The 12,918-nt window shown below is 34.8% G+C and carries 8 protein-coding genes and 1 tRNA gene; 2 read left to right on the forward strand and 7 right to left on the reverse strand.

Annotation, left to right across the window (positions count from 1 at the left end; genetic code table 11):
- Positions 1-58: 58 nt before the first annotated feature.
- From cas3 to ACOVQ4_RS16985, 5 genes are all read right to left on the reverse strand, one after another.
- Entirely contained in the window at positions 59-2,455 is a 2,397-nt protein-coding gene (gene cas3 / locus ACOVQ4_RS16965; RefSeq protein WP_421821811.1) for a CRISPR-associated helicase Cas3', read from the reverse strand.
- 49 nt (positions 2,456-2,504) lie between these two features.
- The gene (gene cas5b, locus ACOVQ4_RS16970) at positions 2,505-3,290 is read right to left on the reverse strand and encodes a type I-B CRISPR-associated protein Cas5b (protein ID WP_421821812.1); all 786 of its coding nucleotides are present in this window, start codon (positions 3,288-3,290) and stop codon (positions 2,505-2,507) included.
- A complete protein-coding gene (gene cas7b, locus ACOVQ4_RS16975; protein ID WP_421821813.1) occupies positions 3,262-4,179 on the reverse strand; it encodes a type I-B CRISPR-associated protein Cas7/Csh2 in 918 nt (305 codons plus the stop codon). Before cas7b ends, cas5b begins: the two co-directional genes overlap by 29 nt.
- A 14-nt stretch (positions 4,180-4,193) precedes the next feature.
- A complete protein-coding gene (locus tag ACOVQ4_RS16980; RefSeq protein ID WP_421821814.1) occupies positions 4,194-6,074 on the reverse strand; it encodes a TIGR02556 family CRISPR-associated protein in 1,881 nt (626 codons plus the stop codon).
- Positions 6,075-7,048: 974 nt separating this feature from the next.
- Positions 7,049-8,560, reverse strand: a complete 1,512-nt coding sequence (locus tag ACOVQ4_RS16985; RefSeq protein ID WP_421821815.1) for a DUF4394 domain-containing protein — start codon at positions 8,558-8,560, stop codon at positions 7,049-7,051.
- A gap of 97 nt (positions 8,561-8,657) precedes the next feature.
- Here ACOVQ4_RS16985 and ACOVQ4_RS16990 point away from each other — a divergent pair, with 97 nt between their 5' ends.
- Positions 8,658-9,317: an alpha/beta hydrolase gene (locus tag ACOVQ4_RS16990; protein WP_421821816.1), complete on the forward strand. Its 660-nt coding sequence runs from the start codon at positions 8,658-8,660 to the stop codon at positions 9,315-9,317.
- A 37-nt stretch (positions 9,318-9,354) separates the two neighbouring features.
- Here ACOVQ4_RS16990 and ACOVQ4_RS16995 read toward each other — a convergent pair.
- A tRNA-Leu gene (locus ACOVQ4_RS16995) sits at positions 9,355-9,438 on the reverse strand.
- Between the two features lie 205 nt (positions 9,439-9,643).
- Positions 9,644-10,885, reverse strand: coding sequence for an ABC transporter permease (locus ACOVQ4_RS17000; RefSeq protein ID WP_421821817.1), 1,242 nt, complete (start codon positions 10,883-10,885; stop codon positions 9,644-9,646).
- Between the two features lie 319 nt (positions 10,886-11,204).
- On the opposite strand from ACOVQ4_RS17000, the gene ACOVQ4_RS17005 reads away from it, so the two are divergent.
- Complete coding sequence (locus ACOVQ4_RS17005) at positions 11,205-12,470, forward strand: asparagine synthetase B (RefSeq protein ID WP_421821818.1); 1,266 nt, start codon at positions 11,205-11,207, stop codon at positions 12,468-12,470.
- The last annotated feature ends 448 nt before the right edge of the window (positions 12,471-12,918 follow it).

Below are 12,918 nucleotides of genomic sequence, written 5' to 3' on the forward strand. Positions count from 1 at the left end.
AGTAGCCAATTGTATCTCAGGAAAACGTATGATGGTTTGATGGATGGTTTGCATGAGGTTAATAACTAAATTGATTGACTTCTTGATAACCTGTATTTTGAGTAAAATCCTCTGAATCATAGCTGTAACACACTGTCGGATTTTCTAATGTAGAAAGATAAAAACCATGTGGTTTGCTATCATCATCAAATACAATACCTCTTTTATCTCTTGGAATTGGAACGTTAATAACATAGTCATAAAACGTTGATTTTATTTTTGAAAAAGCTTGTTTTTTGCTTCTTGAATCTAAACTTTCATTACTATAAATTTCATCAAATTGATTCCAAACCTCTACCGCTTTTGGGTTGAGCTGTAAAAAGACAGACTCTGTCTTAGATTCCTCGATGAGTGAGAATTGACCCAATTTAGCAAACTCAAGCTTGGTTATATTTTCTAAATATTCTGAAAGACGACTATCTGATTGTTTACGAATTTCAATAAAGTAATTTTTAATCAGATTCAAATACTCGTTTTCTTCCACTTCTTCAATATTCTTTAAAACGTTCTGTGTTTTTAGTAGTAATGCTGCTCCGTAAATCATCCCATTAGCTTTGTCCATCTCTTTGATATCATATAGATAGACCTCTCCTTGATGAGTTTTTTCATCATACCTATTTGAGCGCCCCGCTGCTTGAATGATAGAATCGATCGGTGCAATAGCTCTGAAAACAGTATCTACAGAAATATCAACCCCAGCCTCAATTAATTGAGTGGATATAACAATTTTGGGCTTTGAAGAATCTTGTTTGATTCTTTTAATAATTTCCTTTCTTTCAAATGGAGTTATTAAAGTTGATAAATAATAAATATCTACGGTTTCTAAATCTATAGTTTCTCGAATATTTTCAAATAGCTTTTTGGAATGCTTCTTAGTATTTAAAATGACTAAAATATCTTTCTGGGGATTTTCTTCATGATAATCCAATACTTCTTGAGAAAAGTCATCTAATGAAATTTTAGTTTTAGCACGATTAATCAATTTTGTACGATTGAAAAATTGAAAGTACTCTTCATAGTTGGAAACAATTTCAATGATTTCTTTTTCAGGCAGAAAAATCAACGGTTGAGTTGCTGACATCAAAATGAAATAGCAATTATATATTTCCCCCAATACTTCAAATACACTTTTAATAAGTTGCCAGTGTTCATAAGAAACCGTCTGGATTTCATCTAAAATAATAATAGCATTTGCCAGATTTGGCAATTTCATTAACAATGATTTATCATTAGAAAAAATAGAATTTAATAGCTGAACAAAGGTTGTTACTACTACCTCCGATTGCCAAGTTTCAATCAAAAACTGACTCTTATCTGGATTAAATTCTTCATCATTTATTTTGTAAAGAGGTTCTGATAAATGATGATGTTTGAGGAGAATGTTGGTATCTCGTGTGGCTAAAATCTCTTCATAAACTTGAAAGTTTTGGTCAATAATTGAGGTGAACGGGATAGTAATAATTAGCCTTTGATTGGGTAAATTTAGGATTGTTCTCATTTTCCACGCCACCGCAAAAGATGTTATTGTTTTGCCTAATCCAGTTGGTAGGGTTATCGAATATAAATGTTTTTCTTTTGAAAAAACATTGTCAAGATTATCTAATGCTGATTGATATGCTTTGTTTTTCTGCCTATCAAGTTCCGTTTTTGGCAAATTATAACCTCTATTTTCTCTAAATGTAGTTACTATATTTTCATCAATAATTGGTTTTGCAGTATTGCGTTCTTCTTCTAAAATGACATCTCGTTTATCGGATAGTAATAGTCCCCCAAAAAGTAATTGATGAAAATAAAAATATTCGATTTTAGTTGAGATTGGTAATTCTTCAAAGTCTCCGAATGCAATGCTATTGTCAAAAAACTCTGGCATATCTTTTAAATATGCCTTCGATGCGATATATTTTTTGAAGTCTTGAAAACTATAATCTAATTTTAAAAAAGAGCTAAAATACTTGATAATATACTGAATTTCAGACTCATCAAAAACCCTTATTTGTTCTTGGAGTTCGGTATGTTTGGTTTCAATGTACATTTCCGCTTCAAAATCATCTAAGTTACCATGATGTCTTTTAACGGCAGTAAAGGTAAAATGAGCAAAAAGCTGTTGTTCAAAATCAGAGAGAGAAGTACTTGCCAAATAGGTTTTTGAAATTTCCTTTACAAACAATGCGGAGATAAGTGCATGAGATTTAGGACCAACTATTTTTTCCCCTCTGCTCTCAAGGTAGATTTGGAAATAAGAAGTAGCTTTTCCTAAATCGTGGAAAGCTCCCATGATAAAAGCAAGATCTTGGCAAATCTGCTTTCTTTCTTTGGACTTGATAAATAAAGTTCGTCCTTCTATTAAGTTTTTGCAGTTATTGGCAACTTCTTCCAAATGCTTAATAAGCAATTTATCAGGGTGTGAATAGAGCATAGCTATTATTTCGCCCTAAACAATAATTAGTTTAGGGCGATTTTAGATTTTATAAAAATATGACATTCCCAATATCTTCAAGATAGAATATATTGTCAGATTTCACTTTAATAGGTTTCCCGCTAGTTTCGATAATAACCTCCGAATACTCTGTTACAATTCGGTTTGCCTGCACTTCAATTGGCATGGTATCGGAAGTATATTTAAAGCCACTATTCACGGTATAGTCAAACTCAATAGGGTTATCTGCATCTGCATTATTCAAATTGACAGCGGTCAACACTTCTTGAAATTCAGCACTTTGTGATTTTGACACATTTACTATTCTTATAAATTTAGTAGATGCGGTAAACTGACTCAATCCAAGATAGGGTGTAAAATGAGACTGATTTAATTGTACTTTTTCAACTAATGTGCTGAATAATATAGAATCTCTTAAAGAGACATAAATTCTAAATTTTGGGTTTTTCAAAAGCTCAAACTCTATTTGAGTTCGCTGTTTTACATTAAAAAAACTACTTGCAGTTTTTTCTGTATCCAAAAGATTAAAGCCAATATTTACTTTTTTTGTTGGATTAATAATTTGTACCGCAAATGAGGCTTTCTCTTTGGTGAAAAGTTCAGCAACAGGAGTAACGCCTTCTCTAAAATTCTCCGCTGACACTTCTCGCTCAATACCCAAAATAGCACCGATGAGTCCTGCAATAGCTGGACGAGTAGGAATTGAATATGTCAAAGGCGAAGTCGTTGTATTGAATTTTCGGAAATGACCATATTCACTCTCCACATCAAAAATCAAGACTTGATTAGAGGGTAGTAAGGTCGAGTTTTCCATCAGCTATTGTTAAAGGTTGAACAAATTTTAAACGTGCGTCTGCTTTTATTTCTACTGATTCTATATTTTCAAGATTAGCTTTGATTTCAGCGATAACATCAGAGAAATCTAAAGAAAAATCTTCCAAGCCTCTAATAGCTTTATCATTTTTGTCAGATTGAAGTTTTACTCTCTGGCGAAGACTTCCAATGTAAAAAGGTTTGTCTTCTCTATAATTAATTGCTAAAAGCAATACAGGGTTTTGTCCAAATTTGGAACGAGAAATTAAGTTTTTAGTACCTTCCCAAATACCATCTAATAAAAGCTCTTTATCAGCTTCTGACATGGTTGAATAATTAGCAGCCTTCTCATTGATAATACCATTGAAGCCTATTAAACTGTACGGTACTTTGTATTCTGTTCTGAAAGTAGCTTGTACTTTTTTATCTCCAGAAGCAAATGCCCCTGTACCTTGCTCAGTTATAATCTCTGTTTTATGCAAAGAGCGACCCATCTGGAATTGTGTTGGGCCAGTAAGTGTGATAGAGTCTTTAGGTAAAGGTAAAACACCACCAAATACTCTAATATCAATACAGGTTTTCAAAACAGTATCCTTATTTTCCTGAAATGCAGTGGCTCTTCTTTTACCATCAGAGATATATGTTTTGTCTCCATCCTGGTATTCTGTTTCACGAACAAAAATATCTTTCCCATCTTTACCATTATACCCCTTGTACTCATACCAATAATCACGAATAGTACGTTTTAGGCGAACATCCGAAACAATAACAGTATCATCTTCGGTATCGAATCTTGGTCGGTTTTCATTTAGAGGGTCTCCATTGGGATTAGCATTTTCAATTTCGTATAGAAATAATAGCTCTGTGCGGTTTTTTAAGATTTCTGACATGATGATAGATGTTGTTATTTAGATTCTTCTGATTTAGGAAATTTGAATTTATCGCTGAATTGTAGGCCTGCCACAAAGTAGAAAGATGCTTCGTTATTAGACATCCTTTGAACTTTGTGAACATTCAATACAAAATACTCATTCACATAGCTGATTAATGTGAGGGGTACAGACTCATATTGTCTTAATTTACCATAAGCTTCATGGTAAATACTTTGTAAATCTGATGGATTGAGATTATACCCCTTTAATTTTTTCTCAAAAGGTGTTCCGCCATTTAATTCATGATGCTGTACGTTAAGCAAATGTTTCACCAAAGAACCAAGTAAAAAAACACCTACTTTCGCTTCTGAGTCAAGAAACCCATTATTGTCCTTAATAAAATCTTGTATTTTACTTGGATCAAAGCCTTTTTGATTCTCTGTGTTTGAACTTTCTTTTATTGCTTCCATAATTAAATTGAAATTTGGATTATAGTCTGTAAGTTTAAGATGTTGAAAATATGCTAATACCAAATGGGCTTTCAATACAGTAAGATATGTCATTTCAACATAACCGTCTGAGGTCTGAGATTTATTATAATTTTCTCTAATAATGAGCATGAACTTTGCATAAACACTTTCTGTTGAAATATTCTTGAGCATAAAAACTTTCTGGACAATATCCAAAAAGCTATCATTGAAGAAAGTTTTAAGAAGTCCAAAGTTGAATGTTAAACTTTGAAGTTCTTTTTTGATAGAGTACGAATTATGATATAGAGGATTACTATTAACAATGGCTGGAGCTTCTACAAACAATTTTCTAAATCGAGACGGTACAATTTCTTCTAATAGAAGTTTGATTTTGATGGCTTTAGTTGTAGAATTCTCTTCATAAAATAAAAGATTAAGATTAAAATAATCTGTTTCTTCTTCTGCAATCATCTGCCAGATATAATCCTCTCTTTGTTTTATCTTTTGACCATCTTTGGTTAGATTTTCATAAATATTCTTTATTCTTTGAGTCGCATTTTTAAGTTTATTAAGGTCTTTGCTTATCAAAGTTTTAGGAATCATATAGAAGGAATTCCCATAGAAGTAACTTGATAAATTATTGGCAATATAAGTTCGTCCCAACTCAAACGTCAAGCTACAATCTGTACAAATAGGATAGTTCTTCCAGTTATTTTTTTGGTTAAAAAAGCCACTCACCATTCCCGGTTTATCAACAGTTGCATATTTGAACGGCGAAGCAAAACCATGCAAAACTTCTTTAGTTCCCAAACAAATTGAACAAACTTGATTCTTTCCCTCTGATACAACATTATATTTCTCAGACTTTTCTTCTGTTCCTGATGCTGAAAGAATTTGTTGAATAATTACAAAATCAGCTAAATAAAATTCTTCGTCATCTATAACAAATTTCAAGCTCAATCCAGAACTTAATTTCTGCTCTTTACTTAGACTTTCATAAACTGTACTTAACTGATTTTTTACTTCATCATAATTATCCTTAACAATCAAAAAACTATAAATTGTGCTGAAAACCTTAAAATCGTGAGCATTGCTAGACTTTTTGAGCTTTTCAACCAATGCCTTAAATTGACCATTAACCAGAGTATTAAATTTTTTATCGATATCACCAAATTTAGTTGTAAAGGTTATATCTCCACCACGAGCAGAACCTTTTCTGTAGGCAAATTTTTCGTAGTTATTCTTATTGACGGACAAAACATCAACTTTATCAAAACTTATTTGATAATAATCATTCTCAGATTTCAGCTGAAAAACAGCTAAAATCATATCATAATTTGGCTTATCGGGAAACATATTTTGAATAAAAAGCTCATACGGCTTTTTATTCCCTAGAGTTGATAGTTGTAGCTTTCCTAGCTGGACAATAGCTTGATCTTGCATAATGGACTTCGAAATTTACTTGAAGAAGATAGGTAAAAGAAAACTTGCCAAAATAGACGTAAACACCACTTTTCAGTTAGCACATACTTATATATACTTGTAAATAATACTCAACTTTCAAGTTAAATAGAGTACTATCCTCAAATTTAGCTATAAATTGAAGAGAAAAAAATGATAAAATTTACATTTTGACAATTCTTATTAAGCGGTCAATATTTACTCATGAAATAGGCTTTTCACAAGTAAATATTACAGATACCACAATAGTTATCTTCATCTAGCTCAGGGCACCGAAAGTTACATTTGGAGCATCCAGTACATGAAGTAGGGCGATTGATAAGTAAGTCAGAATTTGACTTAAAGTCATTTTTTGTGTAATTTGTCATGTTTTTGCATTTTTAGTGTGAAAAATTATTGATTGCCCATTTCGTGCGTCCGACCAAGAAGTTACGAGATGGGCTTTTTCAATCCTTATTGTAATGGATTTTTCATTTTCAATGAATAACAGAAGACTATCGTGTTTCAATCCTTGTTATGTTGTGACATTTATGGAAATTTTTCAAAAGACTATCGTTAAAGTGACATATTTCAACAAAGGTATATTTTTCTTTTTCTCGCACAAACTATTGTGAGATTTTTTTTTCTATTGACGATGTTTATGTCTTATCAATTAATTCTAAAGATTTTTTATTCTGTCATAATTTTGAGCTGAAACAGCAGCGTCCCCCTCCTACTCCACAGCTCCAAACGAACTACCAATCTTCAACCTAGAAAGGTCATCCATGTGGAATTTGCGAATACTGAACTACCCGATGGTTTGGAATGGGCTGAAAGATGGAATGTAGAGGCATAAAAAAAGGTGTTAGTTGTCACTAACACCTTTTTTTATGCTGTAAGCTAAAAGTCTAAATATGTTTCTTAGCAAACAATAGAAACATTTTGCTGAATGCTCAAGGCTGATTGCCTAATGCCCCTTAAAAACCTGTTCCTATGGCAAAGGCTTTTACGTTTACTGGCAAGTCTGCTACTTTTGAAGCCGCACCAGTTGTTAGATTAATACTGTAGAGTGCCGAAGTGGTACCCACTCTAAGGGCTGCGTAGGCCATACCGCTTCTACTACCAATATCAAAACCACTCGCTGCTTCTACATTAATTCCCAAAGCTCCTACTTCTACTTGCGTTCCGTTGTTGGGTGGGTCTTGTTTGGTCAACTTGTCGGTATTTACGTCTATATTGTACAAAATTGTGGTAGTAGCTCCAGCAAAATTATTGGTATAGGCCGATGCCGTGATAGCTGGCGTTCCTGGATTCAAGGCTCCGTCTACGGCTGCAACGGCGCCTGTTTCGGGATGTAGTCTCAAATTTTGACCCGTATTACTCACACATCTGATTCTATCCACTGTTGGATTAAAGTCGAATCCAAAGGAAGTTCCTGATAATAAAGTAGCGAACGGTGCTGTTCCTACGACCGCCGCCGCGCCCGACGAAGTATTGAGTACATACAATCTGCTACTACTACCCAAGGCATATAATTGACCGTTTACTGGACGGAAATCTATCCCTACTACAGACTCACCTGTTTGCAAACCAGTAATCGCTTTTGTGATTGGTGTCCCAATATTACTCGGATTGAAAATCAGTAAATTATTAGACTCATCAACTGCATAAGCTACAGGATTGGTTGGAATTGCCAATCCCGAAATATTACCCGAAGGAAGATTTCCAATTTTGGTAAGTTTTCCTGTCATCAAATCTACTTGGTGCAATTCCCAAACGTTATTTACTTTTACCGCAGTTAAAGCTTTTGTACCATCTGGATTAATATCGAATCCGCCCGAAGCAGATATATCAACTCCCAATGCTCCAACCTCTACCAAAGTACCGTTGTTGGGTGGGTCTTGTTTGTACAACTTATCGGTTTTCGAATCGATATCATACAAAATTGTTGCACTCGAGCCCGCTGTGTTGCCAGTATAAGCTACAGATTCAATTGTTGGACTCATTCCTCCATTAATAACACCATCAGTAGCGGCAACAGCGCCAGTTTCAGGATGAATACGAAGGTTTTGCCCAGTATTGGTTACCAAACGAATTCTATCCACGGTAGGATTAAAGTCTAAGCCAACTGCCGTTCCACTAATAGTTGGGTTTAATGCTGTTGCACCAATGACTCTCGCCATGCCTGTTTCTTGGTTGATGACATAGAGGCGGTTCATCATACTTACGCCATACAATTCGCCAGTGGCAGGACGAAAATCAATAGACGTAAGCGCATCGCCCGACATCAAACCTGTAATGCTCACATTGGCAGTTGCCATTTCTGATTGCATTGCGTTAACTTTAGCAAGTTTGGTGCCGTCAATAAGAAGATATAGATTGATGTCAGGTTTGGGAGTTGACTCCATTTCTGATTGTTTGCACGAGGACATAAAAAGTCCTGTTGACAGGCTTAGGGCTGTCAATGAAAGAAAAACCGATTTTTTCATTGTTAGTAAGACAAAGTAAAGTTTGTATGTTTTGCTTTAGATACGAGAGATAGGTTATTTTGGATTTATTAGAAAATTTTAAATTGATTAAACGGTCATGAAGTATAGAAAAATTTACCTCCTCAGCGGACTTGGTGTAGATGGGCGAGTTTTCGAAAAAATTGATTTGAAGGAATATCAACCACAGTTAGTTGAATGGATACAACCTTATGCTCATGAAGACATTACAGCTTACGCCAAAAGATTATCGGCGCAGATGGAGCCCAATGCGATACTTATCGGATTATCGTTTGGGGGCATGCTTGCCGTTGAAATCGCGAAGTTTTTACCCATACATAAAATAATTTTGGTTTCTTCTGCCTCCAATTTCAAACAAATTCCTTGGCTTTTTCGGCTATGGGATTGGAGCAAACTTCTTGGGGTACTTCCTCAAAAAATAATGCTCAAAGCTAATTTTATCACATTTTGGCTTTTTGGAATAACAAGAACCCAAGAGAAAATATTATTGAGTCAAATTTTAGCAGATACAAATACTATTTTTTTGATTTGGGCAGTGCGGCAAATTACAAAATGGAAAAATACCAAGGTAAATACAAAGTTTGTTCATCTGCATGGGACAAATGACCGATTACTTCAACTACCTATGGAAAATTTGAAAACTAACAATATTTTGATAAAAAACGGAGGGCACTTTATGATTATCACGCATGCACATGAACTAGAACGGATTATCAGGAAAGAATTGAAGGGGTTTTAGACAAAAAAAACGGAACAAATTGCTTTGTTCCGTTTAGTACCCAGAGCCGGAGTCGAACCGGCATGCCAATGAAGGCATTGGTGTTTGAGACCAACGCGTCTACCAATTCCGCCATCTGGGCTCAATTCACATCATTTTCTGTGTGATTGTGATGCAAATTTAGAGGATTAAAATTTACCGTGCAAACGCAAAATTTAAAAAAAAGAAAACTTTTACGTAACACCTATCATAATCTTCTGATTTTGATAGGACTTACCAAATCATTATTTTTTAAAAAAAATTACATTGCACTAGGTTTTGAAAAGTGCTGCTATTACTGATTCATTTTATTCATATCTCAAAGATTCAATTGGGTCGAGTTTGGAGGCCTTACTCGCAGGATAAAATCCTGATAGGATTCCAACAAAAACACAGACTGCAATACCTAAAAACATCCACAGCCAAGGAACAATAAAACTTGAAGTACCAGACATAATACCACTGGCGATGACGTTACCAATTGGAATAGCCAATATCAATCCTGCCAAACCGCCCAATACACAAATTACAATTGCCTCAATCAAAAATTGTAAGCGAATAACACGAGGAGTTGCTCCCAATGATTTTCGAATACCGATTTCGCGTGTGCGCTCTGTGACCGATACCATCATTATATTCATTAGGGCAATAGCGGCACCCAATAAAGTAATAAATCCAATACCAAAACCTCCTATTCTCAAAACACCGGTGATTCCCTCTGATTGTTTTACAAGCGAATCCGAACGTTCTATACTAAAAGAATCATCTTGCCCAAGTTCGTCTTGGCGTACAATACGCATCGCTCCTCTTGCCTCCTCCATGACATTTTCTACATCCTTGATATTTGGTGCAGAAGTAACAATATCAAATGTCAAACTACGACCTTGCGAAAGCTTACGACCTGTTTCGAGTGGTACAAAAACCACACGGTCGTCGCCACCGCCCATAAAACTCCCCTTTTTTTCAAGCAATCCAATTATTTTAAATTTCCCTCCCGAAATGGTTATTTCCTGATTAAGCGGATTGATATTTTTCTCAAAAAGTTGGCTTATAACATCAACCCCAACAATACAAACACTTGCGGCATGCTCCAAATCACTACTTGAAAAATCGCGACCGCTTGCAATTTTATATCCTTTCATATCCAGATAATTTTCGTCAATACCAATAATTCTGGAGTTTGGATTGGTCTTTTTAGATTCATGTTTGATTTCGGCGTTGAAAGTAACATTGGTTTTCATGCCGATAGTTGCCTGTTTGCCAAACAACGCTTTATACATCTTAGCTTGGCGATAGTTGATGGGTGGGTAATTACGTTCCTTTTCCCCTTCTTTTCTAATTTTAAAAACATCTCTATTTCGGATATCAAAAGAGTTGGCCCCTAGCCCCGAAAAGCTATTATCTACTGAGCTTTGAATCCCATCGATGGCTGTCAGGATTCCTACCAAGGAAGTAATTCCGATGGCAATTATCAAAGCTGTTAAGACAGTTCGCAACATGTTTCCTTTAATCGAACGTAAGGCTTCTCGTATATTTTCAGCAAAGTTCATATAATTGAATTTTAAGGTTTTTCGATATGGATGAAATTAGGCATCGAGCAACTAACCATTTTATGATTAATCGTTTTATACTTCAAAAATTGACTCCAATAAGACAACTTCAATCAATCATGATACTTCCGTGACTGATTAGCACTATATTTGTAGGAAGGAATATGCCAAAAATGTATACCGTATCAACTTTTTTTTCGTTGAATTAAGAAGAAACATATCCGTTCAAAAACAAATAGGCGCTTTTTAGTACTGCCTAACTTTATGTAGTTTTAAGTTGTAACAAATTTAGGTCTTGTCAGACAAAATTCTCAAACCAATGAAACGCCTTATATTTCCGTTTATCATATTTTTGCTCTTTTGCACCCGAACCTGGGCATCCTATATTTTGATTCCGATGGATGAAACCCAAAAAAATCATTTGAAAGCCTATGGATTGGCTTATTGGGTTTTGAAAAATCACGAAACCGAAGTCGAGTGGCTTTTGAATTATCGGGGCGGGGCTTTTATGGTTCAGCAAGCTCAAAAATTTGAAAACGAATTAGTCATCCGAGGAATAAGTTATGAGGTAATATCGGACGGAGATGCTGCCCAAATACGCACCGACTTGAGCAGCCCTGAAGTAAATATGGATGTTGTAAAACTTCAAAAACCGCCTAAAGTAGCGGTTTATTCGCCAAAAACTGCACAACCTTGGGATGATGCCGTAACCTTGGCTATGACCTATGCAGAAATTCCTTACGATTTGATATTTGATGACGATGTAATGAATGGAAAACTTCCAGAATACGACTGGCTACATTTACATCATGAGGACTTTACTGGTCAGATGGGTAAATTTTGGAATCAGAGCGGGCAACCTTGGTATCAGGCTCAGCTGAGGGAGGACAAAAAAAACGCAGCTAAGTACGGCTTTAATAAAGTATCACAACTAAAATTAGGAGTGGTCAAAAAAATTAGAGATTTTGTGGCTGGCGGAGGCTATATGTTTGCTATGTGTACTGCCACCGACACCTACGATATTGCCTTAGCTGCCGAAGGATTGGATATTGTTGATGCTTTTTATGATGGTGATGGATATGATCCGAATGCAGACAAAAAACTAAACTATGCCAATACCTTTGCTTTCCAAAATTTTGGACTAGTGTACCATCCACAAGTAATAGAATTTTCAACTATTGAGGCCTATCCAAACAATGAAAGACCTGTCAAAGAAGATAATGACTATTTTAATTTGTTCCAATTTTCTGCAAAATGGGACCCAATTCCAACTATGCTGACGCAGAATCATGAAACCACCATTCATGGTTTTATGGGACAAACTACTTCTTACAAAAAGTCATTGATAAAACCAGAAGTAACTGTTTTGGGCGAAAATCGCTCCTTAAACGAAGCTAGATATATTCATGGAACATTCCTGAAAGGCTTTTGGACTTTTTACGGTGGTCACGACCCAGAGGATTATCAACACTTTGTAAACGAAGAACCAACTGATTTGAATTTGCATCCAAACTCAGCAGGTTATCGTTTAATTTTAAACAACGTTTTATTTCCTGCAGCCAAGAAAAAGAAACAAAAAACTTAATATAATTTAAAAGATTAGAGGGATTTGGTAATTTGAAAATTGGATAATTTGAAAATTTGAAAATGTGTATATTTGAAAATTGGGGGGATTTGAAGAATGTGGTAATTTGAAGATTTGAAAATGTAAAAATAAGTTTTAAAATTTCTGAAAATTTAGGGGTATCCTCAAATTCTCAAATCTTCAAATTCTCTCATTTCCAAATTACCAAATTCTCAAATCACCAAATTACCAAATTCTCAAATTTTCAAATTCTCTCATTTCCAATATTACCAAATTTTCAAATTACCAAATTTTCAAATCACCAAATTAACCAATTTCCAAATTTTCAAATCTTCAAATTACCAAATTTCCAAATCTTCAAATTACCAAATTTTCACATTTTCAAATCCTCACATTTTCAAATTCTCATAGTAAAGACATATTTTCCCGAGCCAAAGGTTTTTGAAAT

The organism is Flectobacillus sp. (assembly GCF_049240685.1).
Taxonomy (GTDB): domain Bacteria; phylum Bacteroidota; class Bacteroidia; order Cytophagales; family Spirosomataceae; genus Flectobacillus.